Source organism: Paenibacillus nasutitermitis (assembly GCF_014641075.1).
Classification (GTDB): Bacteria; Bacillota; Bacilli; order Paenibacillales; family Paenibacillaceae; genus Paenibacillus_Z; species Paenibacillus_Z nasutitermitis.
In genome coordinates this window covers 393344-417934 of the sequence record NZ_BMHP01000004.1, presented here as the reverse complement: position 1 = coordinate 417934, position 24591 = coordinate 393344, and the positions used below count along the sequence as shown (strand labels likewise).

The window sequence follows — 24591 nt, the reverse complement described above, 5'->3', positions numbered from 1 at the left end:
CATTGATCTTCAACGTATGGAAATGTATCCGGCTTCCATAATTACGACTAAAATGGGGACGCGAAATGACTCGCGTCCCCATTTTGGTCCCCAACTCCCCTAACCACTCACTCAAAACCATTATAAATCAAGAAACAAACGGTCTAATCATTCCTGCAACAAGACCTGAGAAGACAAGGTCCCGCCGCGACCCCGCGTCTGTTTGTTCGGCTGCGCGCCGGAGCGTGGGTATACTCATCGTTTCGGCGCGCAGAATGCCCTGACCCTCTCTGAACTTGAGATGTTCGACACAACCGCTAATTAGATCAGGTTAAGCTGCCATGAAACGCCGTAACGGTCATTCAGCCAACCGAATTTTTTGCTGAACCCATAATTGCCCAGCGGCATAAGAGCCGGTCTATCTTCTTTGAGTTTCTCAAAGAGCACATTGATTTCTTCCTCCGTACTGCAAGCAGCATAGATGGAGAACGAAGGTGTAAAGGTAAAATTATGTTTCACATTACTGTCAATGCACATAAATTCCTGCCCTTTTAGTGTAAAAGTAGCCTGCATCACGGTCCCTTCTTTACCGGCTTCATTCGCACCATAACGAATAATGCTTGTAATTTTAGAATCCTCGATGAGTGATGTGTAAAAGTTCATTGCTTCTTCTGCCTTGCCATCTTGAAACATTAAGAAAGGTATCACCTTTTCCATAGTAAATCTTCCTCCTTATAATTTCGATTCAAAATTGCATCGATTCCACAAATACACCAGCTTTTCGTTTAATGATCGAGAGCCTATCAGTCACATGCTCCGGGCAGCCAGCGCCGTAAGCCATATCCAGCCCAATGCCACCGCTACATATAATGCTATTGAACTCCACGCTGCACCCATGTCCGCAATGCTTGCAACAATCGCAACAAAAAAGTAGCCGCCTGTACAGGCCGAAAAGGCAGCCCATCCGCGAAGCTTGGCGGCCGCAAAATACCAAGCACACATGAAGCTAGCAATGATCAAAGCCAAGAAGCCAAACTGTCCAAAAATAAAGTGGAGCATGCTGTGCCAGCTTATCGTCTCCGGATATACATCAGGAGTGCCAGGCGGAAATCCTAACGACGGGTCGGTGGCGAATACACCGCCGCCGATCACGCAAACCCCATAGATACCAATGAACAGCGCACCGCGTCTCCAACGCTTGTCCCCCTTGACCGTCCGACTCAGCCCAATCGCGCCAAGAACCACTAAGAAACCGGTCAAAATGAAATTGGTTATTTGGATCCACCCAAGATCGCCTGTGCTCATAAGACTGAGTGGATGTCGGGTCATATCGAAGCCTTCTCGGAACAAGATCTGGGCCAAGCCGACGATGATATAAATCGGCCCGGCAATGACGGCGCACACTAGTAACCTTTTGTTCAGGGTCATTAGCTACATCTCCTCTTACACTCGACTACTGGAACCGATTCAGGTTCCGGTCGTTTTGCCGCAGTCGTAGTTGAGCTGCCTTGTGATTCCGGACTTGTAGACCTTTCGTCCGAAAGACGACGCGCCTTCAACTTTTCCGCATCTTTTTGCCCCTTGCGATCTCGGTTTCGAGTGCGCTGAGCTTTGGTTCCCAGAAGGAGCGAAAACGATTGAGCCACTCGTCGACCTCCTGCATCGGCTGGGCGTCCAGCGAATAGATGCGGCGCTGCTCATCGACCATTACGCGGGCGAACCCGTTCTCCCGCAGAACCCGGAGATGCTGGGAAACGGCGGCTTGGGTAATGCCGAACTCGTGCTGGATGACCTCGACAATATCGCCGGAACGCCGCTCGCTCTCGGCGAGCAGCACCAAGATGCGGCGCCGTACCGGATCGCCAAGAACGTCGAAGGCGTTCATTCCGCCTCCTGCGATCCGCTGCCCGTGTAGAAGGCCGTAACCCGCTTCGCCGCCTCCTCAGCATGGGATGAATTCTCACCGGCTGCAACAGCCGCACGCCGCCAAGCCTCGCTGGAGTCGGCCATGAAAGACTTTCCTTCGCTGGAGGCGCTAAAAGCGTTCTCATCTATACGTTCCGTATCGCCCGCCGAGAAGTGGAACGCCAGCCCCACCAAGCTTAGATCCCAGCCGACACCAACCGCGCCAGGCCCAAACGTCTTCCAGTGGTCGTCGATCGGGCAAATGTGGGACAACGTCAGGCGTGATCGGTCTTCCCCTTCGGCGGCCAAGCGCAGCTCGACCCAGCTCATGCCGCCTCCGAATTCCCAGGTCACGGAGAAATAATGCGGCGGCTCACATTCGGTAATTACGCCGCCTGCGTTATTCTGGATCTGATACCGGCCTCCGAGCTTCAATTCACCGCTGACAGGCGCAAACCAGCGAGGCAAGCGCTCCGGATTGGTCATCGCATCCCAAAGGTCGTCCGGCGTCGTGTCGTAAGAGCGCTCCAGCGTAACGTTGCGAGCGGGCTTCCCCTCTCGTTCGAGATTCGACACTGTGCGGGTTACCTCTCCCAAGCAAGATTCTAGATTGAACATTGGCTCACCTCCATTCACAAATTAGCGTTATACAAGTCTATTGTTATACAAGTTAACGCTTATATAAAGAGTAGCTTGTACTATGGGTTTTGTCAAGGGATCAGCCTATGTGAATTTGCATGGTCAACTGACCCGATTAAGAGATAACTTGAAACTTCTTCTTGTTTCAAGCCGCTCTTTCTTTACTGGAACAGGTGAATGGGGCATATATATCTTCCTGACCTAAACATACGGAATAGCCCCCACCTAACGGCGGGAGCGGGCTTGACGTATGCTGTTTATGTCTTATTCATTCGGCAATCGGCTGGTCTAAGTTTGTCAGGAGTTCAAGTCCAACCTTCTTATGATTCAACGAGATAAAGTGCTGAGCGATCCGCCTCTATTGTCGCAGCGCTGGCCTTGAGTATATCTTTGTGGCTAATCATTGAGATGCTGCTTGTTCCACGCGCTCTTGCAATAAAATCCTCGGTCAGGTTGCCTTGAACCAGTTTCAGAGTGCAGGATTCCAGCTTTTTGTTATGGGAAACAACAAGAAGCAGTTCATCCCGAGATACTAGCGGATCTCCGGACTGCCTGACTTCAGCTTTTCCTTTGGTACCGACTACAAAAATACGGGAGTCCCCCCAAGACCAACTTTTGTCGGGTGTGTGCCAGTCGGCATACAAATTCCCGACGATGTTGCCCTCCATAAGGACTTGAATACTTGCCATGTCAAAAAAATCCGGATATTCAGGCAGGATACGTTTGACCGCGAAACCTTGGCAAGTCTTCAGTTCTTTCCCGGTCAACCATCGGAGCAAATCAAAATCGTGAACCAACAAATCGATAATGATACTGCCGCATTGCTTTCTTGAAAAATGCCATTGAGGTCTTGTTAGCGGGTTTAATCGATGTGGTTTTTGAATGGCTATATGAACAATCTCCCCTAGTTCTCCGCTTTCTATTTTATCTTTGAGGCTTTGCAGGGACCGGCTAAAGCGCGAGGTAAGCATCATCCCGATTTGGATTTTTTCCCGGCGGATCACCTTCTCCAGTCGTTCTAGACCGATAGGGTCGGTTACCGCGGGTTTATCGATGAGAATATGCTTTCCTCTTTGTTCACACTTTTCAATAATGTCGATTTTTTCATTATTGATGGCAGCAGAGCCGACGAATTCAACTGATGGCCCCAGACAAGCTTCAATATCGGTGACTAGTGGAATTGAAAATTCTTTTGAAATGCTGCCGGCAAGCTCATGATTTCGGGGTTCATAGATCCCGGTACACGTATGACCTAATTTAATCATGTCGAGGATGAACATTTGGATATGGGGATGCTCACAGCCGATGATAGAAAAATGACCGTTCATGAACAGATTCGCTCCTTTTGGGAAGGGGATGAGTTTTATAACTTTTCGACGGACCAACCGATCTCAGCCGCACCTTGGCTGTTGCACCTGCACCGCAATACGTTCTTCTGCTGACCGATTTGCCGCAAGTGTAACCGCAAGGGTGTGCATCCCCTCATTGTAATTACTTAAAATCAAGGATTGGGAGCCGGATGCCACTGCCTCAATAAATGATTTGCTCTGTTCGTAATAGACATCCATCTTGGATGTTCGGGTCACATTCTGCCGTTCATCCATAATCTGCAAAGTTGCGCCATTGTTGCTGAGATGGACGAAGAAATCGTGTCCAAACAGTTTAACATCTGATGCTGAATGATAAGGGGATTGGCATGACTCGGTAATACTGCCGATTGTTCCTTGCTCCATTATGAAAGAGATAGCGCCGGCATCGTAGATCGTCCCTTCCGGATTTACCCGATCAAAGGACATACGTCCGAATTTGGCATGGACCTCTAAGAATTCTCCGGCAATATAACGGATCATATCCACCTGGTGCGTGACGGCATCAACCAGATGCCCGCCCGACATATTCAACTGGTGCCACCATTTGGCGGGATGGGACCCGCCAAAGCGATACGCTTGAATGAGATGCGCTTGCCGCCCTAACAAATAGTTTCTGGCTTCCTGCACCGTATCAAGATATCGGAGGCAGTAACCGACGGAGTGAATGACACCTGATTCACGGATGATCCCCTCCTTCCTTCGAACGGTCTCCATATCCAAACCCAGCGGTTTCTCGACTAACAAATGTATGCCGCGACGGGCAGCGATTTCATCCAGATCCTCTCTGGCGAATTGCGGAGTACAGATAATTACGGCATCAATAACATCAGGATCCAATACTTCTTCCGCGCTGTTCAACACTGCGGCTCCAGTGCTTTCCGCGACTCTCGCAGCATTCTCCCGATTGACGTCGTAGACGCAAACGATCTCAACACCTTCGATTTGCTGCAATCCCTTAATATGGTATTGGGCAATTCCCCCGACACCGATGAACCCGATTTTTACGCTCATGTCAGAACCCCCGCTGTTGAACTTTAATGCTTCGACCGCTTGCAATAGCCTCGTCAATTGCAAAACAGGTTTCCATCGATTGCAAGGCATCAAAAAAATCGCAGTCCGATTTGGTCTTAAGGCGCATGGACACCATGAAATTATCTATCTCGTCAGCAAACGGATGATGAGATACATCTCCACTGTCCGGTAAAAGTGTCGGTATCGTTGCATACTCGGTCTGTCCCGGAAGCTTATGGCTGTAAATCTGATTGTTCAGAATCGTCCCTTTTTCACCAAGCAGGTGCACATTAAACTTATATGGCGTTCTACACTCCAGGGAGGAAGACACCTTCCCGATGCCACCGTTCTTAAGCTTGAAGATGGCAATGGCATTAGGATCGAACTCGTATTCGGAATCTGCCCAAGTGCGGCAGCTGTATGCCGATACCTCCTCGATATCGCCTGCAAAATACCGAACGGCATCCACCGCATGGCATCCTGCCGACAACATACTGCTGCCACCGAGTTTGCTGCTCTTGCTCCAACTGTACTGCAGATATTGCGGGCCGATATGGTGCCAATAATCGACCTGAGCCATGAACACACGACCGATGGCATTGTCTTCGATAAGTGCCTTCGTATTTCGGAACGACGGATTCCAGCGCAAGACAAACCCAACGACCGTATGAACTGGATTGGAGTGAATGGCTTCCGCCATCGTCCACAGCGCTTCACGGTCCATAGCCATAGGCTTCTCGAGCACGATATGCTTCCCATGACGTGCGGCCAACACCGTCTGCTCCGCTCGAACGTCCGGTTTGGAGCATAGCACGACGGCATCAACATTCGGATCCTGTACAACGTCTTCATAACGGCTGAAGACTCGGGCATCGATTGACAATTCGCTCAACCTCTTCTTCGCATGCTCCGTATCTTGGCTCACAACTCCGTATACATCTGCATCTAAACGAGCATCAATCGCTTTTAAATACTCCCCAGCTACCCAGCCGGTACCCGCAACAACGAATTGTAGATTCGACATGTATATTCCTCCATTTAAACAACAGTTGAGTTTAATTAAATTTCATTCCAAATGCGAAGTGCGTTCTCGAACGCGATCTTCGTTCCACTGCGACATTCTTCCAATCCTTCAAACTCAATCGAAATATAACCGTCATATTTCGATGCTTTAATAATACGAAGCACCTCCCACATATCAATGTCCCCCTGCCCAACGATCGCTCCCCGCAGATAATTTCCCGCAATCGTCTTAAACCAACCTTCCCCAGGATTCCGATACGAGGGTCTGAGGTAAAAATCCTTGAGATGAATCATCGAAGCCAGACCGATATTCCGTTTGACCGCTGTCGCCGAGTTCTCATCGGCGCACATGAAATTGCCTATATCAAGCGTTGTTCTGAAATTGGGGCGATTCGTCGCTGCAACCAAGCTCTGCACTCTTTCGCTTCCCTGCACATAATAACCGTGATTCTCTACGCTAGTCGTTATCCCGTATTGAGCGGCATAATCGGCAATTATCGCACATGCATCTGCCAAACCGGGCAAATCCTTGTAGAATTGAACAATAGACGATTCGCCGATCGGTCGTACAGCCACATCGTGCCGCATACGCTTCGCGCCTAATTGATTGGCGATATCGACCTCTCTCATAACCCTCGTAATTTCCCTATCACGACCTGCATGATCTTCTGTTATAAAATTGGCCGTAATAGCATAATTGGAAATCTCAATGCCCGATTGCTGTGCTTGGGAGCGAATCGCCTCAACCCTCTCAGGATGATCGATCAGCTCATTACCGTCGGGAACAATTTCTACATGCCGGGCACCTTGCTTGGCAGCCCATTCAACCACATCCGGCAAAGTCATTTCCTTTGCTCTAATCAACCGGGATAAACAATAGGAGCTAATTCCAAGCTTCATTAACCTCGCACCTCACATAGAAACATACTTGCTTACCAGATCTTCAATTCGTCCGTGTTGAAATCTCCATGGATGGAATAAAGTGTGATTCTATCCGCGTCCGTATTAGCGGGCAGCATGTAAGTAAACTGAGACGTCCCGTCGAGGAAAACCTCAGCCTTCCCATTCACGACATAGACCTGAATTTCATGCCATTTATAGTCGTTTATGATGACTTTTTGGTTACCCCATGCATTCGTATTGTCCAAGGCGTCAATCCCGTTCTTCTCCATGCCCAGTTGAAGCAAATGGGCACCGTCATATACTCTCAGAACACTGGTACCATAGGTCGGTGTATAGTGATTTACTTTCACTCTCCATTTCAGCGTGTATACGCCAGGAATACTCTTGTCGGTCCTATACACGTATTGCGAGAGACCGTCTGTAGAGTAAATGTTGACTTGACCTGATGGCGTAATGACTGGGTTGGACGATTTGGTCCAGCCTGTCAAGCTGTCCCAGGGTTCATCCAGCACATAGGCGGCAGCACTTACGGTTGCCAGAGCATTCGGCGTGTCCCAATTCAATCTTGCAACCATCGTTCTCCCGGAATAAAGCTCGGCGGTAGCCAAAAATGAAGTCTCCTGAGTTGCATTGGTCACAGAAAAACCTGAGCCCATAGGTTGACCGTCGCCGTTCATATTAATTAAAATACGCTCTGTACCTCTAATAATTCTCTGAGTGGCAGTGTCAAACTTCGCTATCCAGATCGGCGCGCGATTCCGATACACCGCAGTGTTGTCAGGATCGGTGCTATGCCTCGTATAGGTCAGGTATAAATCATTGCTGTGTGTGATCCATCTGATTTGGGTGTTGCTCGCACCTGTCACCGGCGTGCCATCGTCCCATGCCAAATCCACAGGCGTGCTCCAATTAGATAAATCGGTACTTATAGCCGTCTTATTCGGGTAACCCGGATTATCTCTGATTGCCAGATAATAAGTATTGCCGGATTTCGTTAAGTGGGCCTCTCCACCGCCTCGTCCACCGTCGCCGTCTAATAATCCGGTTCCGTAAATCTCCTCACTCTGACTCACATACGTTAGCGTTGTCCCGTCAAACGTGAGCTTGGCGATCCGGATACTGTTATACGTTTCGTTAGGCGCATCCTGGGCCGCTCTGATTGGCCAATAAATATCTCCATTGTCGGCGATATAAGGGATAGCTCCTCCGGATACGGCAAAGGTAGCCGGATAGTCCATGATATAAAAGTCGCTGCTGAACGTATCCGTTGCCGGATCGTAGTAGGCATACCCTGGATACTGACCCATCTGTGTGTCGCTGTCATAGGTTGCAATGACACCGAGTATAATCACCTTGCCGCTCGCCTCATGATATACCGGTATCGGGTTGACTAGTATTCCGGGAAATCCATTCGGCATCATCCGCCTTTGATACGGGAGCATGGTTCTCTCTGACCAGGTATCTCCCAGATCGTCGCTGACAGAATACGCCAAGGCAAATACGCTGTCGCTCTTATCCATTAAATCAGATACAAGAATGAGATCAGGTACCGATGTGCCGTTCGGAATTGCAACGATTCCATTCGTGACCCATTTCTCCTTGCTCTCTGCTGACCAGACCAACTTATTGTCTATCGAAGTATCCGCTGTCATGATTTTAAACCCTGATGCAGCCGCATAGCCTGCCGCATTGGTGTTACGGACGAACAGCCGAATTTTTGAAGTGGATCCATTAATAGATTGTATTTGCCATTGAGCCGTTTCCGAATTTATATAGGGAAACATATCAACAAATGCCGTACCGTTCCATTGCTGCACCTTCCACTCTGTTGCTTGACTGTCTCCGGCGTTGTCTTCCAGAAACCGCGCTTCAGTCAGTGCTCGTTCAACTCCGAAATCATATTCAACATACCCTTCCGAATTCGAGGTGTATGCTTCGCTCGTTACCGAATTCCCTTCCCATAATGCGTTGATATTCGTCCAGCCGCTGTCCGCAGATTTCGTTGCTCCATCGGCTATATTCTTCTGCGGAATAGGCGCCATTACTTGAAACTCCGTAGCTGCAGGATGTCCTCCTGGATTCGTATTTCGGACATACAGACGAATTTTATTCGTCGACACATCAAAGGTTTGAAGCTGCCCGCGAGTTGTATCCGAGTTTACGTAAGGAAATAGATCAACAAATGCGGATCCATCCCATTGCTGAACCTTCCAGTCGGTGGCCTGCCTGTCTCCGCTGTTGCTTTCATAGAAACGAGCCTGCTTAATTGTCCTGACCGAACCGAAATCATATTCAACATAGCTCTCCGGATTATCCAGGTCTACCGCTTCGGAAGCTGTGTTGCCGTCCCACAAATTCCCCGCATCTGTCCAATTGCTGTAAGCCTGCTCATGGGCCTTCACACTTTGTTGCAAGGGGCTGAGAAGCATGGAATAGCTAAGATCGCTGTATAACGTGTGAATCTTGATATAGCGCGCAGTTACTCCATTGAAACTAAAATGATGCACAAGCTTTCCATTTTCCGTATTGGAACTGAAGGTGACGTTCGGGATTAAAGTATACGTGATATTATCATTACTCATGTATAATTCATAATTAGCACCGGAGCCTCTCGCGTTATTATCATAATCCCACAGATCGACTTCGTTCACCCTTCTGGAGCTGTGAAAATCAATACCGACGCTTCTATACTTATAATCAAACGCTAAAGCTGAATTGAAACCCCAATTGCCAATTACACCGGTAGTTGGGCTTGTATCCTCATTTAAATAACCAACTGTCGCCTTCAAACCTAGCCAGCCCTTATCATTGCTTCTTAGCGCCTTGACACTTTGCGCAAGCGGGTGGAGAAGAAAGGTATAGGCGGCATCGCAGTATAAGGTATGGATCTTTATATATCGGGCGGTTACATTGTTGAAGCTAAAATGATGGACAAGCTTACCGTTTTGTATACTGGTACTGAACAGGAAGTCCGATATTGGCGTGTAAGTGATATTATCATTGCTTTTATATAATGCATATGTCTCAGCCGAGCCCCTCCCGCTATTGTCGGTGTCCTGCAGGGCAACTTCGCTTATGAGTGTTGAGCTCTGCAGATCAATACCCACGCTTCTATTCTGGTAATCGAACGCCACGGGGGAACTGAAGCCCCAGTTGCCAATCGCCCCGCTTGCCGGGCTCGTATCATTGTTCAAATAGCCTACCGTTGTTCTGAGATTTGTAAATCTGCTGTAGATTTTCCCAAGTGCTGTAACGCTTTGTTGAAGGGGATGAAGAAGGAAGGTATAGGCGGCATCGCTGTAAAAGGTATGGATCTTTATATATCGGGCAGTTACATCGTTGAAGCTTAAGTGGTGGACAAGCTTGCCGTCTTCGGTGCTGGCGCTGAACAGGAAATCGGATATAGGCGTGTAAGTAATATTATCATCGCTTTCATACAACGCATAAGTCGTTGCCGAGCCCCTCCCGCTGTTGTCTGTATCCCGCAGGGAAATCTTGTTTATGCGGATAGAGCTTTGCAGATCGATTCCCACACTCCTGTTCTGGTAATCCAATGCGACTGGCGAACTGAATCCCCAGTTGCCGATCGCTCCGCTCTCGGGACTTGTATCCCCATTCAAATAACCGACTACAGCATTCAACTCTTCTAAATGAATTTCATCTTGCGTTATCGTAGACTGATCCGCAATATTGGTCAGCAGAGAAATGTCCGAAACATCCTGAACTTCTTCCTCTGACAGCGCCCGGTTATAAAGCGCAACCCTCTCAATCCCTCCGGAGTAGTACGACTCTGATCCCGAATCATCTACATGTTTCCCAATCCACATTCCATTTAAGGCAGTAACATCTGCGAAGTAAGCGGATGAGGCGTCGGAATGATTCAGTACTCCGTCCACGTACAGATTTGTTCCGGAACTGTCTACCGTAATGACGGCAACATGCCAATAACCGTCATTATAGGATCCCGTCGAGGCAATGGACGTTAATTCATTCCCGTTCTGAACCACCTCGAAACGTAATGTGCCGGTTTCCAAGGATAACCGAATATGACTTGAGTCAACTGATGTATCGGATGCGCTAATCAACGTCTTGCTCGTCGCGCTTAAATCCCCGGATTTAAAGCGTACCAGCACCGAACCTTGCGATAAGCTTGAAACAGAGCCTAGATCGCCTGACTTGTCCGTGAAATCACTTGTCCCGTTATATGTCTTGTTCAGTACATACTCCTGCACGACGTCACTAGGTACGATGCGGGCATGAGCTTGTAGCATCATGTTGGGACTGATCCCTATCAGAGATACCAAGATCGCTAAAGTCAGCTTACATATTCTTGATGACCGCAACCCTTTCATACTCATAATTAATTCCCTCCAGAAGAATAAATATGATTATAATTGGCTTACATAATAACTTGCTTGCCGCTGCGCTGTGATTCATACGTTCCAAGAATAATGGCCAAGGAGTGCCTTCCATCTTCCCCGGTCACGATAGGACGAAGCTGATCTCGTACAGCCAATGCCATATCGCGAATCTGAATACAATGACCGTCGGGAAAAATATTAAAGGGTGACAATGCCGGCATTTCAATTGAGGATCCCATAACATCCAAGGTTGTAATTTCATCCCCTGTCAAGATAACCGTCCCATACTCACCGTGAATGACGATACGATGATCCGGCTGCTTGTACGCCGTTGTCGTCGCTTCAATCGAACCGAGCGCTCCGCTCTTGAATTGCAGAGCGGTAACAGCCGTATCCTCCACTTCAATCTGGCGCAGCACATTTCGAGCATAGCCTTGCAGCGATTCAACAGGCCCGGCCAGCCATTGCAGCAGGTCAACCGTATGAATGCCCTGATTCATCATCGCTCCCCCGCCGTCCATCGCCCAGGTCCCTCTCCAGCCCGCACTGTCGTAATACTTCTGATCGCGGTAAAATTTCACATAACCCGAGCAAAGGCTTAGACGTCCAAGACGCCCTTCCTCTATTATTCGTTTGACATAACTGGCGGCCGGAGACATCCGTCGCGGAAAGATAGTGGCAAGCTTGACCTCATGTTTGGCACAAGCTTGTATCATAGCATCGACATCCGAGAGGCGGATCGCTAACGGTTTCTCGCATACGACGTGTTTACCTGCTTCGGCAGCCAGTATCGTCTGTTCCGGATGGAATCCGCTTGGGGTACAGATGCAGACGACATCAATATCGTCTCTAGCGAGTAATTCCTTATAGTCGTTGTAGGCATCGACGCCATATTTGTCGGCATGTTTTCCGGCTAATTCAGCATTGGCATCGCAAACGGCTATGAGCTCAGCTTCATCGGCCCTCTCGATTGCTATGAAGTGGCTGGCAGATATCGCTCCGCATCCAACGACTGCGAATCCTACTTTGTTGCTATTCCGTGTCATGTGTCCGTTCCCTTCAACATTCAATTTCCTTCTTGGCGAGCATCGTTTCTGTGCATGCCCCATGCGAGCATATCAGTGACATATGTCGCGATATGCTCGCATAAGGCAACTAAACTTATTTTCCCGGCGTATACCAGTCGCTGGTATGAACAACGGTATCCTTATTATCCGCGTACCACTTCTGGTAGAATTCATCCACCTTTCCTCCACCGGCCTTTTCCCATGCTGACTTAACATCTGAGAGTGCTTTATCTATGGGATAAGAAGCGCCTCCTACGACGGCCTTCGACCAAATATCAAGTATGGCTTTTGACCCGTTAGAATTGTTCAGGAGCAAATCCTGAGGTAAAGGTGGCAAGGAGTTTTGATCGATATCATAGAAAATCGGTCGTTCCAGGCTTAAATAGGCCTCATCTGCCTCTTTAACAATCTCGGCGAATTCTTTATCAAGCGGTTTAGACATATCAAGCTGGGAGATATACTTGGCACAATCGCCCTCTGAGATCGGGGAGGATAACATTCGATAATCCGCCGTCCAGGAAACCTCGTTGGTCGATATCGGTTGAATCGGTGCAGAACATCCATTGGCACCGACCTTAAAGTGAGTGCCCTCAATCCCGTATTTCAACGTTTTGCCTGTCGATTCCTTCACAAGAAAGTCAACGTATTTAATAATGGCTTCCGGATCCTTCGCAGTTGCATTCACAACTGTCGTTATGAAGAGAGGCGGATTAATGGCCGGACTGAACTGTCCAAATTGGCTTTCGGGCAATGGAATAGCAATGATTTCACCGTCTGGATTGTTCTTCTTGAACGACTCAAAAACTTTGTAGCCTAATACATTAGCTCCACCATTGGCACCAAAGAAACCGAGCTTGCCATTAACAAAATCCTGTTGCGCTTTTTCACCATTGTTGTCTGTCAAGAAATCCTTATCGACAAGTCCATCGTCGTACAGTCGTTTCTTGAATGCATTGCTGGCAGCAGCCCTATCCCATTGATGGATATAGTTGCCGTCATTGATGCCAAACTCGGAGTAACCGAACATGGAACCGATGATTTGACCTCCTACGCTGCTTAGCTGCATACCGAAGGTATCCTTCTTCCCGTTACCGTCCGGATCTTGCTCGGTAAAGGCTTTGATGACGTTATACATTTCCTCCGTCGTCTTTGGAACCTCCAGATTCAGCTTCTTCAACCAATCGCCGCGCACATAGAGCGCCACATTGGTGTCCAGATTGGTGACGTAGCCAAGTCCGTACAATTTGCCATCGTCTTTCAATCCAAGCTTCTTCAATGCCGGGTATTGCTCCAGCAGCTTCTTGTATTCCGTGCTGTATTTGTCGATAACCTCATCAAGCGGCATTAATTGTTTTTGCGAATATAACTGATTCTTGAATCCGGCACTATATTCAAACATGAGATCGGGAGCCCCGCCGGAAGCTAACAGGACGTTCAACTGCTTCTCCGATTCGGCACGAGGTACAGAGATAAATTTGACATCTGTCGGTCCGTTCTCATTAAGCCATTCTGTCCATCGGTTCTTGACAGGCGTTCCTTCTTCAGCCGGAATGTTTCCTCTGTCATAGATGGATGCCGTTATGGATCCGCGTTTCACCTCTGTTGGTGCAGGCTGCTCTGAAGACGCTGGTTGTTCTGAAGACGCCTTTTGTGTAGCCGCTGAATTGTCTGCGGGATCATTCGTCTTGCTGCACGCAACCAATAATAGGCCTGCAGACAGCACCATAGCCATTCCTAATATGAAGCTCTTAAGATATTTGCGTTTGTTTGATACGATCATTTTCCCGAAACCCTCCCGATTAGTATTCATCTCAAACGATAACAGCCTTCCTGCTGCAATACATAGATCTCGCACCACCTCCCTTTCCAACATGACAATAAGCTTGTGCGGCTCTTTGCTTGATCAGCCTTTGATTGCCCCAATCATAACTCCCTTGATAAAATATTTTTGCAAAAAAGGGTATATAATCAGCATGGGTATGACCATCACGATAATGCCGGCTGATTTAATTCCCTCTGGCGTTACTGCCGTCTGCTCCTGCACAGGCAAATTGTTAATTTCCTGAAGCAGGGATTGGCTCCTGATCATCCGTTGAACAAGCACTGCCAGATTATATTTCTCAATATCCTGTATATACAGGAGCACACTTATGAACGAATTCCAATATCCAACAGCGTAAAACAGGGAAACGGTTGCAATAACAGGGAGCGACAACGGAAGGACGATCCGCATCATATAACGAAATTCCCCGCAGCCATCAATACGAGCGGCCTCCTCCAGCTCACCGGGAATATTCACGAAGAAGCTGCGCATGATCAGCATGTAGTAGGTGCTGATCAACGCCGGCAGCCAAATGGCTCCGTAAGTGTTCATCAGCCCTAAGGACTTGACTACGAGATAGGTTGGAATCATGCCGCCGCTGAACAGCATCGTAAATACGATCGCCAATGTAAAGAATCGTCTTCCGTACATATAAGAACGCGATAATGGATAAGCAGCGAGAACAGTAAAAGCTAGACTAAGTGCAACTCCAACAACCGTTATGACCACACTGTTCACGAACGATTGAATAATTCTTGTCCCGTTCATCAGCAGATTGTAGGAATCAAAGCTCAAGCCGCGCGGCCAGAATGAGACACTTCCAGACACGATATAATGGGGGTCGCTTAAGCTAAGAGCAGCCACATGAATAATTGGCAGCAAGCAGCTCAATGCAATCAATCCAAGGATCAGGGCATTGATTTGGTAAAACAATTTATCTCCCAATGAAGCGCTCATTTTCTCCACCTTCCTCTAGTAAGGACACTACCAAAGACCTTGTCCGAATTTTCTTGCCGTTCTATTAGCAAGCAGCACTAAAACAAGTCCTACTACCGATTCGAACAAGCCGAGCGCAGAGGTGAAGCTGAATTGCGCCCCTTCGATGCCGATCCGGTAAATGTAGGTGCTGATTACTTCCGATACACTCGAAACAACCGGATTTTGCAAGACGAATACTTTGTCAAAGCCAACCTCCAGCACATTTCCAATGGATAATATAAACATGATAATAATGGTCGAGGCAATGCCCGGTATCGTGATATGAATAATCTGTTTCCACTTGTTAGCGCCGTCTATTCCAGCAGCCTCATATAGACTGGTATCGATGGAACTGAGCGCTGCCAAATATATAATCGCCGCGAAACCCGTTTCTTTCCATATGCCAGACCCAAGGAAAATAACGATCCATGAACCCGATTTATACAGAAACGGATAGGCCTCTCCCGTCACCCTCATCAGCAGATGATTAACAATTCCTGATTCTTGCGAGAAGAGCGTCAACACAACACCGCCCACAATGACCCAGGAGAAGAAATGGGGTAAATACACGAGTGTTTGGACGATCCTCTTGAACCACATCCTCCTGACCTCATTTAATAAGATGGCTAGAATAATGGGGAAAGGAAATCCGATGAGAACGGTCAACAGCCCTAACACAAACGTATTGCGGATAATTTCGAGCGATTGCGGATTGTCGAACAGCACTCGGAAATGCTTCCATCCTACCCAAGGGCTATTCATAATCCCCTGGATAAAGTTGTAGTCCTTAAACGCAATTACAACACCAAGCATCGGCAAATACTTAAAAATTAAATAAAATAAAATAACGGGTGCAAACATGATGAATATTGGAATGTTCCTGCGTAGTCTTAATCCCACCTTTGTAGTTCTCCTCTCTGTGATGCGATGGCTATCGTTTACATGACAAACTATAGGGATCGTGCGGTCTATGCTCAATAGATAAGATTCTCTCGTATAGACCAAAATCTATTGGAACGAAAAAAACCGCTTCCAATGAAGCGGATCTCAGCAGATTGCGATAATCGTGAGCACTCCATTCAGCACTCATGATAGATAAAATTCTCTATGGATGATTTTCTATCTTCAGTTATGTTCAATTGCGATTCGATTTACGATAATCTCCTGGTGTTGTACCGACCGACTTCTTAAAGATACGTATAAAGGTTATAGCATGGGAATAACCTACCTTACGGGCAATTTCCTGTACGGAATCCGAATTCTCTTCCGTTAAATATTTCTTGGCCTGCTCCAATCGTACTTTCGCAACATAATCCACGAAATTTTCTCCAAATTCTTCTTTAAACAATCTGCTAACGCTCTTCATATGAAGCTGAAAGATCTCACTCACATGAACGAGCGACAAGTCGGGATTGTAATAATGCGTTTCAATGTACTCTTTGATCTGCAGAATCAGCTTGTGACTTATCCGTTTCTGCTTCTGCAATTGGAATTGTTCCGTTAAATTCCGTAGGATTTGGGCGATCGGTTTCTCAACCTCTTCTATTTTAACAAACCCTTTAACCTTATCTCTTATTCCTGGCAATGCCTCTTGTTCCCAAATCATGCACAGCCCAAGCGGAAGCGACTTACACTCCTTATCCAATGCAAAGATGAAGTAGTTGATACAGTTAATTGCATCCTCGCGTCTCAAAGCCGCCGAAATAAATATCGCAAATAAGTCGTGCAGTTGATCTTCCCATTTATTGTCCCCCGCCCGAAAGGCTTGTGCCGTCAATCGAATCTGTTCCGCATATTGAAGTGCATGACCCTGAGGCGGAGTTGTTATCTCCTTGAATGAAATCGTCGCATTGCAGCCGTATATGGAAGTGTATTGCAATGCTTCAAGAGCCTCTAAATAGGATCTGGATATATATTGATGGTTGTCTATCACGGACCCAATACCGCACGAAACCGTAAATGGCATGTTCTGCTCAATCCACTGCCTAATACTCTTACAGAAAGATTGCAGCCCGTCTTCCCCTCCCACTTGTCCGTCTTCAGCCATAATCATTACACCCAGTTGCTTCTGACTCATCCACTCACACCAGACTTGCGTGTTCTTCTGCTGACCCGTTTCCCCAACTGCTGCAGAAACTACGAACTTAAGCAGATTTTGATCTCGGCCTGAATAAGCATCAAACACGGCATCATACCGATCAATCTCAAATACGATTACAGCGAAATGGCTGATCCGATCCGTTAACTCGAATCGTTTCATCTCCTGATCCCACTCTTCTGCAAGGAGCGGTTCTGTATCTTCCATGATCCGTTTAAATAACAGCTTCCTGCGGAAGACCACACTTTCCTCAACCTTTTTCTCATAATCATGGGAATACTGCACGAGATCATCAACCGCTTTACGGATAAAATGATATTCATCCTGACGTTCTCCAGATGAGGTCTCATTCAAATTCCTTTCCGTATACAACCGGATACTGGATTCGATCAATTGTATCGGACGATAATGCTTACGTGTGGCAAGGAACAGCCATACAATCCCTGCAAGCACCGACAGCAGGACAGCTGCATACCAAGCTTTCGATATAGAGGCGAAATAACCATAAGTATTCGTTTGTTTAAATCCGGATTGAATCGTCCATCCCGTGTAGGCAGAAGTCACCTCCGATAAAACCTTGTTAGAATCATCAACTTCCCCTAAGATTGGCATCCCCTTGGCATCCGAGAGCGCAAGGAAGTTCAAATCCGAATCGAGAAGATCCCTGATCGTTTCTTCCAGCTTGCTTATCTGTACATTCGCAACAATAAGACCCTGGACACCGGTGCCAAGTGGAATCCTCTTCCAAAGTGAAACAACTTTCTTCTGCGAGCTTCCATCCCCCTGAAATTCTCTGAATGTACGAATCTCTGACCAAGCTCGTGTACTTTTAGCCTCATTCGCATATTCGACGAATGAATGATCAGCAAATTGATCAAGTTGAATCATCGTATTCGGAGTCAATACAACCTGATCAGATGCCCGATATAAATAGATGGAATCAATGGATAACAAATAAGTTGATAAATCGCGTACTCGCTGCGATATTTCATAGTTTTCATAGGGATCGCTCCATTGACCCCCATCATAAAACAGCCGTATTCTTTCATTGGTCAATACTTCTTTGATAATCATCTTTTCCGAATACTGCAACAGCGAATCCAAGGTCTGCAATATATTCTGAGCAAATACCTCATTGGCTTTGACAGCCTGCTGCTTCGAGTAATTTCCCATCGCAGTGAAAAAAAGAAAGATCAGAATAGAGACAATAGCCAGAAACGCAGGTAAATAAGACAGCAGCCATCGATGATAGATTTTCATCTTCTATATTCTATAGCCCCCTGTTAGAGTAAATCGATAATCTAATTATTGTTATTGTAACTTATTCTTGTCACTCTAGCATCTAATATACAAGCAATATCCTTTTATTTATGTATTATGGTAATACCAATTTTTGCTGCTTTTATCGCCAGCATAACCGTGCCTGCCAATACAAGCAGAGATGTCATCTTGGCACGCAGTCGTATTTTAGGTAATCGCATTAACTTCTTTCCCATTACACCGGCCTCCATAAATAATCAACTATCTCTCATTTCGATAACCCATTCAAGTCCATATCTCTTCAGGCCTCCGAAGGACAACACGCAGACACTGACCATTACTCTCATTCACCAAATCCTAATATATCACGTGATATAATTGGCATCAAGTTGATCTTTATTGTATTCCTTTCTGCACGGGAAGCGACCGCTGTGCCGCGGCATCTGTTAAAGTCGCTTCATATCGCTTCGAATCAACGTTCTTACAGCCAATTATCTTTGTAATCTGTTTCTTTGGCATGCTTAACTCAAGCGCAATCTTAAAGTTTTCTTTACGTTTCATAGATGGACTAATTTACCATGATAGAATTGACGGAGGAAAATAGATATCATACTTCAGGGGGACAAACGATGAGGAAAAAAATGGTCGGATTATTGATGGCGGTGCTAATGTGCTTTCATTTTCCCGTCAGCTTTGCAGCAGGCGCAACGAAAACTTCAGCCGATTTTACGGACTTGAAGGATCTGGATGCCGCAACGAAAGCCAAGTTCGACGCGATGATTAGCGCTGGGATTTTCAATGGCGTCAGCGAAACGACGTTCGGACTCAAAGATGAGATGAACCGAGCCCAGTTCGCAAAGGTTGCGGCATTGATTACGGGCCTTGAAGTCAATAATGATCTGAAGACATCCAGTTTCAGCGACGTCAAGTCGGATGGCGCCAACGGTTATGCGTTGCCCTACATTGAAGCACTCAAAACTGCCGGAATTACGGATGGCTATGGCGAAGGTATATATAATCCGGCCGGCAAAGTAACCAAACAGCAGTTGGCCACGTTCTTGGTCCGAGTGTTAGGCAAGGACGCGGATGCAAAAGCGAAGACAGGCACAGATAGTACGGTATCCGACTGGGCGCAGGGTTATGTCACTCTGGCGTTGGAACTAAAATTATTGCCAGATGGCACGGACGGAAAGTTCGGCGGTCAAGCCAATGCAACCCGCGATCTGCTCCTTACAGGTGCATACGAAGCCAAGGGGCAAGTAGAACAGAGGAAGGAAGAAGAACTGAAGAAAGCAGAAGAAGAAAAGAAAAAGCAGGAAGAAGAACTGAAGAAAACGGAAGACGCAAAGAAAAAGCAGGAAGAGCAGATTTGGTTTCCAGCTCCTCAGCCAGTACAGGCTACCGTTGAGACTCCTACGGCACTTCCTGCAGGCGGCGCTGTGACTTCGGGGACGCATGTTACTTTGACTTCGGCAACCCTATCTGCGGCGGTATACTATACGACGGATCTCAGCGAACCGACCACTTCCAGCACGCCGTATACGGGACCGATAATCCTTACGAGCAGTACGACGATCAAAGCCATCGCCGTTAAGCCTGACTCGAAGAATAGCTCGGTTGCGATATTTGAATATACGGTCGCGATGCCAATCGTTTTGCCAGACACGATTTCGCCCTTCACTGAAGGACAACCCTATACTGGCAGCGCGGCGAAGCTGTCTGGAGGAACGGGCGCCGTTACATATGCAGTGACGAATGGAGCTCTGCCTACGGGACTGGCTTTAGATCCAAGCAGCGGAGCGATTACCGGAACTCCAAGCGTGAGCGATGCGTATCACTTTACGATCAGCGCGACGGATTCGGCAACGCCTCCGGCAACAGCTACCATGCAATATACGGGTAATATCACGCCTGCATTTTCCAAAACGCCACTAGATTTGATCAATGAAGCATCGGCTTCGGGTGTATGGGATGGTGTTGATGAGACGACTTTTGCCAATGCGGGAGTTACGGGTGTCACATCAGTGAACCTATACGGCATCCAGGGTATATTGCAAGACTACGATTACCCTTCACCAGCACTTCCAAAAACATTGCTCGACATTCAAGCGATTGTAGACGAGATTATTAATATAGCTGCAATCTATGATTATTTAAAGCCTTTCGGTGGAGGATCTGCCCCTACCGTAGAAGTGTTCGCTCGCGCTGGTATTACCGGAGTAGATGCTTTAAATTTGGAAGCGATCTTAAATGAACTAAGTTTTGCCTATCAGGAGGCCCAATGGGATCCTTTTGGAACGCCGATGTCTACGAAACAAGATATTCAGGACGTTGTTGATCTTTTCTTAACCGTATAACTTACCCTAGAAAAATAGCGGCGCACGGGAGGTAATCCCTGCGCCGCTATTTTTTCATGCATTCTTTAACCAGGGTGACTCGCTATGTTCGCGCCCATGTGACTGTCAATACTGTGATGCCTGGTTCCACTTTAACAGAAGGGGTGGAAACCATGCTAAATAGCCTTTATCCTAATGAGAAATTAACAATGGAAAAGGCTGAGGAGCGGTTTATGAAAGAGAATCGACCAACTTCTATTATTCAAAGGCTTATTCGACCAGAAGAAATTGCGCATTTTGTCACGTACTTAAGTAGTCCTCTTTCATCGGCCATTAATGGTTCCGCATTAAGAATAGATGGAGGATTAGTACATAGTGTGTTTTAATAAACCATTCCGATCAGTGGATCAGTCGGGACCCCACACCTTGGACAAGCCTTTAGAAGAAGATTTGCTTCAACTTTCTTCTTCTTAAAGGCTTCTTTTCGTTCTTCGAGGTCTTTGTTGATGAACCCAACCTTGTTGGCAGAGCGGCATTCCACTAGCAACGGCCTTGTCGTTAAAGACAGGGATACCAGTCGTATTCGTAAGAAAAAAGGCAAAAGAGTATGGAACGTGCAAACTCGCAGAAGGAATGGACATGATCGAAGAGAAGAAGCAGACAGAACAAACCTAGAAAATGCTGACTTAGAATTTCATTCATTATTTAGAATGGAAGTAATTCGCCCGCTCCTTTGAGGTGGGTTATTTGTTCGTTCCAACGGTTTGGTTTTACGCGCTGTTTTTAATGGCAAGCTACAGGGCAAGGGCCATCCTTTTGCGGGATGGCCCTATTATGTTTTCTCGCTTTGTTCAACTCCCTCAGTACGATTCAGTTTTCTCACGAATGCTATCGTGGCCCGTTGACGCAAAACTCGGTAGATCGGTTCCGCATATCACCCCCTATCCTAACCTTTGCTGAGCAACGACAAAGCCACGGCACTACATGAGGATGTTTCAACTTCCCCTAATAGCCAACAGCCGCTTTCCTGGCTTTTGCGATTCCATCGGCAATAAGCGCATCAGCCTGATCCCGATATTGGTGATGCCCTTCGACAATAACATTCGTGAAATCAGTTACACCAAAAAATGCCATTATATTTTGGATGTAGGCAAATGCCATTTCTGCAGCGACCATTTTGCCTTCGGAATAAACCCCGCCACGCGCATGAAGAAGAGCTATCTTCTTGTTCGGTATGAGCCCGACTGGGCCTTCCGGTGTATACTTGAATGTTTTCCCTGCTTGATTCAAGTAATCAAGATAAGTGTGCAACACGGCAGGTAACGACATGTTCCACATCGGAAATCCGAAGATTACTTTGTCTGCGACAAGAAATTGTTCCAAGTATTTGCTAGCCACATTGACAGCTCGTTGTTCGGATATTGTCAGCTGCATACCGCGAGCCGCTTTGAAATTGCCATTAATCATTTCAGCGTTTAGATAAGGCAGCTCTTCCCTGAATAAATCAAGTTCCATGATCGTATCGGCAGGATGACTTTCTTTATAGCTATCCAGAAAGGCTTGATACAACATTACACTCACAGCTTGATCCGCACCCCGATCATTCGCTTTAACAAACAGTACAGTACTCATAAAACCACTCCTTCTTTCCGTATACGCAGATTTGTTCCAATGACTCCGACAATAATGAGTGCCGATCCGACAAGATGATACCAAGCAATGGGTTCGCTGAGGATCCATGCGCCCGCAGCGATGGAGACGACGGTCGACAAATTGATAAATGCGCTCATTCGTGAGGCTTCGATGCGGGACAGGATGTAGTTACCCATCAGGGCGGTGACGACTTGAACCAGCCCGAGGTAAACGATCAGCAGCAAGAATGTCATGTTCGTAAGAGGCGCCGTCAGGCTGCCCAGCGAGCCGTTCGCCAAATGGAGTGCAAGAGAGAAGACTAGCGATACTGCAAATCCAATCCCTACCATGAAGAAACTGATTTCTGCCGTGCTGAAATATTTCGAGACGGAACGGGCTAGCACACTGTATCCGGCAAAAGCCACGCAAGCTAGCAGCAACAGCAGTATGCCTTTCATATGGGTGAGGCCAACTCCGTTTCCTTTCATAATGAAAATAAAGACAACTCCGAACACCGACAGGATAATGGATAGTTTCTGCAGCCTGGATGTTGCCTCCTTCAAAAACACGGATGCCAGAAACAGTGTTGCGAGGGGTGCCAGAGCATTGATAATGCCTCCTTCTGCTGAAGTAGCAAACTGCAGGCCATAAGTTTGCAAGGTAAAATATCCAAGCGGAAACATACAGGACAGCATCAACAATTTACTTAACGGTTTGCCTCGATAGTTCAGCTTGACAAGACCAGATGTTGCCATAATGGATAAGATAGCGAACGCTGCAGCAAAACGGAGCGTAAGGGTGTCGAGCGGGTTCGTGTAGTCCAATGATAGTTTGACGAACATGTAGGTTATCCCGATTACGACAGCATTGACAACAGCTAGCGAGTAAGCGAGCTTCACCCCTTTTGGCAAGATCGCCGAAGCGGAGCTAGACATACCGCATCACCTCCAAAGCAGCTTGCTTTGCGCTTGCCATGCCCGCATCGGCAAGCCGACCATCCGCACCGACCCAGTCGCCGGCAACATACAAACCGCGGACTTCCGGCACGATCGGTCCGGGAGCCGGCCCCGCTCCTTGATGGCGGATCGTGCGTGAATCATGAGCGACAAGGACGTTTGGTGTAAAACGACTGGCCACAACTTCCCGCTCCCAGCCAGGCTCCAGAAGATCAAGGAGACGGATAAGCTCCGCTTCATCTGCCTTGCTGTCTCTTGACGCCTCGTTGTCGTTATATCTCATGACATGGAGGACATGCGCGCCGTTGTCGCTCAATCGGACGGCACCCGAATGTTTGGAAAAATACAAAGGTTGATCCAGCCCCAGTGCAAAAACACGCTCCGGATAAGGCAGTTCTTGAAGTGCGATGTCAAGGCATGCGGCATACAGAGGACGCGATTCATTCTTCCATCTTCCAATCGACATTCTTTCCGCACCCTGGATGAGTCGGCATACCTCATTCGGACCGTTTGCTGCGATAACGGCACTCACCTTGAATTCCGTCCCATCCGATAGCAACAACGTACGAACTCTATCGTCTTCCAACACAATTTGCTCGACGCTGCGACCAGTCGCGATCGTGGTACCGGCCTCAATAGCCGCTTGGCGCAAGGCTTCCACAACGGTCTGCCACCCGCCATCCACATAACGGACCCCTTGACCGGCAAGCTGACCCTGTTCAATCACATAACCAGCGCTTAACTCGCTCATATTGTCGCAATAGGACCATTGTCGGCACATCGCATAGAAGAAGAGGCGTACCCGTTCATGCCGGACGTATCGATCCACCCAATCTCGAATGCTGATTGCACGAATCGAATGGGTGTCGATCTGGCCCAGTCCGCCCATCAGCTTGCTCCATTCCTCATTCTCTTCCGGCGTTAAATCGACAGGAACTCTTACAATCTTCCCTTGCCAAATGCCAATCATGCCGCTCTTGGATGCGTATCCCCCGTCGGGCAGGCAATCCAGTTCTCTTAGAATGCGAAGCGCGGCACCCCCTTCGTACATCGCATGTGGCCCCAGATTGAATAATGCGCCATTCATCTGTTCCGTTTGGGCCAGCCCGCCCAATCGGCTATCCTTCTCAAGCAATACAACCGACTTCCCCGATCTTGCCAGATAAACAGCAGCCGTAAGACCTGTCAGTCCTCCGCCAATCACTGCAACATCATACCTGTTTTCTAGTCCTGCCATTTTCAACCTCTCCT

Annotated in this window: 19 protein-coding genes and 2 pseudogenes; 3 read left to right on the top strand and 18 right to left on the bottom strand. The window is 47.5% G+C overall.

The features are described 5' to 3' along the window. Positions 1–300: 300 nt before the first annotated feature. From IEY46_RS26495 to IEY46_RS36830, 15 genes are all read right to left on the bottom strand, one after another. Positions 301–696: a VOC family protein gene (locus tag IEY46_RS26495; RefSeq protein WP_188996858.1), complete on the bottom strand. Its 396-nt coding sequence runs from the start codon at positions 694–696 to the stop codon at positions 301–303. A 90-nt stretch (positions 697–786) separates the two neighbouring features. After that, positions 787–1407: a DUF998 domain-containing protein gene (locus tag IEY46_RS26490; protein WP_229750556.1), complete on the bottom strand. Its 621-nt coding sequence runs from the start codon at positions 1405–1407 to the stop codon at positions 787–789. 127 nt (positions 1408–1534) lie between these two features. Beyond that, positions 1535–1864, bottom strand: a complete 330-nt coding sequence (locus IEY46_RS26485) for an ArsR/SmtB family transcription factor (RefSeq protein WP_188996856.1) — start codon at positions 1862–1864, stop codon at positions 1535–1537. Further along, on the bottom strand, positions 1861–2502 hold the full coding sequence (locus IEY46_RS26480; RefSeq protein WP_188996855.1) for an SRPBCC family protein: 642 nt from the start codon (positions 2500–2502) through the stop codon (positions 1861–1863). Before IEY46_RS26480 ends, IEY46_RS26485 begins: the two co-directional genes overlap by 4 nt. A gap of 341 nt (positions 2503–2843) precedes the next feature. Beyond that, positions 2844–3851 carry a Gfo/Idh/MocA family protein gene (locus IEY46_RS26475; RefSeq protein WP_188996854.1) on the bottom strand — a complete coding sequence of 336 codons (1008 nt, stop codon included), beginning with the start codon at positions 3849–3851 and terminating at the stop codon, positions 2844–2846. A gap of 63 nt (positions 3852–3914) precedes the next feature. Further along, positions 3915–4904 (bottom strand): Gfo/Idh/MocA family protein, encoded by a 990-nt coding sequence (locus IEY46_RS26470; RefSeq protein ID WP_188996853.1) that lies wholly within the window; start codon positions 4902–4904, stop codon positions 3915–3917. 1 nt (position 4905) lies between these two features. Continuing rightward, the gene (locus IEY46_RS26465; RefSeq protein ID WP_188996852.1) at positions 4906–5928 is read right to left on the bottom strand and encodes a Gfo/Idh/MocA family protein; all 1023 of its coding nucleotides are present in this window, start codon (positions 5926–5928) and stop codon (positions 4906–4908) included. A gap of 35 nt (positions 5929–5963) precedes the next feature. Then, positions 5964–6827: a sugar phosphate isomerase/epimerase family protein gene (locus IEY46_RS26460; RefSeq protein WP_188996851.1), complete on the bottom strand. Its 864-nt coding sequence runs from the start codon at positions 6825–6827 to the stop codon at positions 5964–5966. Between the two features lie 32 nt (positions 6828–6859). Next, positions 6860–11104 carry a discoidin domain-containing protein gene (locus IEY46_RS26455; protein WP_188996850.1) on the bottom strand — a complete coding sequence of 1415 codons (4245 nt, stop codon included), beginning with the start codon at positions 11102–11104 and terminating at the stop codon, positions 6860–6862. Positions 11105–11229: 125 nt separating this feature from the next. Further along, the gene (locus IEY46_RS26450) at positions 11230–12237 is read right to left on the bottom strand and encodes a Gfo/Idh/MocA family protein (RefSeq protein ID WP_188996849.1); all 1008 of its coding nucleotides are present in this window, start codon (positions 12235–12237) and stop codon (positions 11230–11232) included. Positions 12238–12352: 115 nt separating this feature from the next. Beyond that, a complete protein-coding gene (locus tag IEY46_RS26445) occupies positions 12353–14038 on the bottom strand; it encodes an extracellular solute-binding protein (RefSeq protein ID WP_188996848.1) in 1686 nt (561 codons plus the stop codon). Positions 14039–14161: 123 nt separating this feature from the next. Further along, positions 14162–15037 (bottom strand): carbohydrate ABC transporter permease, encoded by an 876-nt coding sequence (locus tag IEY46_RS26440; RefSeq protein ID WP_188996847.1) that lies wholly within the window; start codon positions 15035–15037, stop codon positions 14162–14164. A 27-nt stretch (positions 15038–15064) separates the two neighbouring features. Then, complete coding sequence (locus IEY46_RS26435; RefSeq protein ID WP_188997220.1) at positions 15065–15919, bottom strand: ABC transporter permease; 855 nt, start codon at positions 15917–15919, stop codon at positions 15065–15067. Between the two features lie 274 nt (positions 15920–16193). After that, positions 16194–18416: a helix-turn-helix domain-containing protein gene (locus tag IEY46_RS26430; protein WP_188996846.1), complete on the bottom strand. Its 2223-nt coding sequence runs from the start codon at positions 18414–18416 to the stop codon at positions 16194–16196. Between the two features lie 104 nt (positions 18417–18520). Further along, the gene (locus IEY46_RS36830) at positions 18521–18652 is read right to left on the bottom strand and encodes a hypothetical protein (protein WP_268239546.1); all 132 of its coding nucleotides are present in this window, start codon (positions 18650–18652) and stop codon (positions 18521–18523) included. Between the two features lie 393 nt (positions 18653–19045). Between IEY46_RS36830 and IEY46_RS26425 the strand changes: the two genes are divergently transcribed. From IEY46_RS26425 to IEY46_RS37135, 3 genes and pseudogenes are all read left to right on the top strand, one after another. Next, positions 19046–20773, top strand: coding sequence for an S-layer homology domain-containing protein (locus IEY46_RS26425; RefSeq protein ID WP_229750555.1), 1728 nt, complete (start codon positions 19046–19048; stop codon positions 20771–20773). A 95-nt stretch (positions 20774–20868) separates the two neighbouring features. Further along, positions 20869–21138 (top strand): annotated as a pseudogene (locus IEY46_RS26420) (SDR family oxidoreductase); the annotation flags it as partial. Between the two features lie 145 nt (positions 21139–21283). Next, positions 21284–21394, top strand: a pseudogene (locus tag IEY46_RS37135) (orotate phosphoribosyltransferase); the annotation flags it as partial. Between the two features lie 363 nt (positions 21395–21757). Here IEY46_RS37135 and IEY46_RS26410 read toward each other — a convergent pair. Genes IEY46_RS26410 through IEY46_RS26400 form a run of 3 tightly spaced genes read right to left on the bottom strand, consistent with a single transcriptional unit; the run spans position 21758 to position 24577 of the window. Beyond that, on the bottom strand, positions 21758–22384 hold the full coding sequence (locus IEY46_RS26410; RefSeq protein ID WP_188996842.1) for an FMN-dependent NADH-azoreductase: 627 nt from the start codon (positions 22382–22384) through the stop codon (positions 21758–21760). Then, positions 22381–23319: a DMT family transporter gene (locus tag IEY46_RS26405; RefSeq protein WP_229750554.1), complete on the bottom strand. Its 939-nt coding sequence runs from the start codon at positions 23317–23319 to the stop codon at positions 22381–22383. Before IEY46_RS26405 ends, IEY46_RS26410 begins: the two co-directional genes overlap by 4 nt. Continuing rightward, positions 23312–24577 (bottom strand): phytoene desaturase family protein, encoded by a 1266-nt coding sequence (locus tag IEY46_RS26400; RefSeq protein WP_188996840.1) that lies wholly within the window; start codon positions 24575–24577, stop codon positions 23312–23314. The genes IEY46_RS26405 and IEY46_RS26400 overlap by 8 nt, the downstream gene beginning before the upstream one ends. Positions 24578–24591 lie beyond the last annotated feature (14 nt).

Bases quoted from the DNA above. Each gene is read 5' to 3' on its own strand.
- IEY46_RS36830 (WP_268239546.1), bottom strand. From the start codon at position 18,652: ATGGGAAAGAAGTTAATGCGATTACCTAAAATACGACTGCGTGCCAAG.
- IEY46_RS26410 (WP_188996842.1), bottom strand. From the start codon at position 22,384: ATGAGTACTGTACTGTTTGTTAAAGCGAATGATCGGGGTGCGGATCAA.
- IEY46_RS26480 (WP_188996855.1), bottom strand. From the start codon at position 2,502: ATGTTCAATCTAGAATCTTGCTTGGGAGAGGTAACCCGCACAGTGTCG.
- IEY46_RS26425 (WP_229750555.1), top strand. From the start codon at position 19,046: ATGAGGAAAAAAATGGTCGGATTATTGATGGCGGTGCTAATGTGCTTT.
- IEY46_RS26445 (WP_188996848.1), bottom strand. From the start codon at position 14,038: ATGATCGTATCAAACAAACGCAAATATCTTAAGAGCTTCATATTAGGA.
- IEY46_RS26465 (WP_188996852.1), bottom strand. From the start codon at position 5,928: ATGTCGAATCTACAATTCGTTGTTGCGGGTACCGGCTGGGTAGCTGGG.
- IEY46_RS26460 (WP_188996851.1), bottom strand. From the start codon at position 6,827: ATGAAGCTTGGAATTAGCTCCTATTGTTTATCCCGGTTGATTAGAGCA.
- IEY46_RS26435 (WP_188997220.1), bottom strand. From the start codon at position 15,919: ATGTTTGCACCCGTTATTTTATTTTATTTAATTTTTAAGTATTTGCCG.
- IEY46_RS26490 (WP_229750556.1), bottom strand. From the start codon at position 1,407: ATGACCCTGAACAAAAGGTTACTAGTGTGCGCCGTCATTGCCGGGCCG.
- IEY46_RS26450 (WP_188996849.1), bottom strand. From the start codon at position 12,237: ATGACACGGAATAGCAACAAAGTAGGATTCGCAGTCGTTGGATGCGGA.
- IEY46_RS26440 (WP_188996847.1), bottom strand. From the start codon at position 15,037: ATGAGCGCTTCATTGGGAGATAAATTGTTTTACCAAATCAATGCCCTG.
- IEY46_RS26470 (WP_188996853.1), bottom strand. From the start codon at position 4,904: ATGAGCGTAAAAATCGGGTTCATCGGTGTCGGGGGAATTGCCCAATAC.
- IEY46_RS26405 (WP_229750554.1), bottom strand. From the start codon at position 23,319: ATGTCTAGCTCCGCTTCGGCGATCTTGCCAAAAGGGGTGAAGCTCGCT.
- IEY46_RS26400 (WP_188996840.1), bottom strand. From the start codon at position 24,577: ATGGCAGGACTAGAAAACAGGTATGATGTTGCAGTGATTGGCGGAGGA.
- IEY46_RS26430 (WP_188996846.1), bottom strand. From the start codon at position 18,416: ATGAAAATCTATCATCGATGGCTGCTGTCTTATTTACCTGCGTTTCTG.
- IEY46_RS26455 (WP_188996850.1), bottom strand. From the start codon at position 11,104: ATGATGCTACAAGCTCATGCCCGCATCGTACCTAGTGACGTCGTGCAG.
- IEY46_RS26485 (WP_188996856.1), bottom strand. From the start codon at position 1,864: ATGAACGCCTTCGACGTTCTTGGCGATCCGGTACGGCGCCGCATCTTG.
- IEY46_RS26475 (WP_188996854.1), bottom strand. From the start codon at position 3,851: ATGAACGGTCATTTTTCTATCATCGGCTGTGAGCATCCCCATATCCAA.
- IEY46_RS26495 (WP_188996858.1), bottom strand. From the start codon at position 696: ATGGAAAAGGTGATACCTTTCTTAATGTTTCAAGATGGCAAGGCAGAA.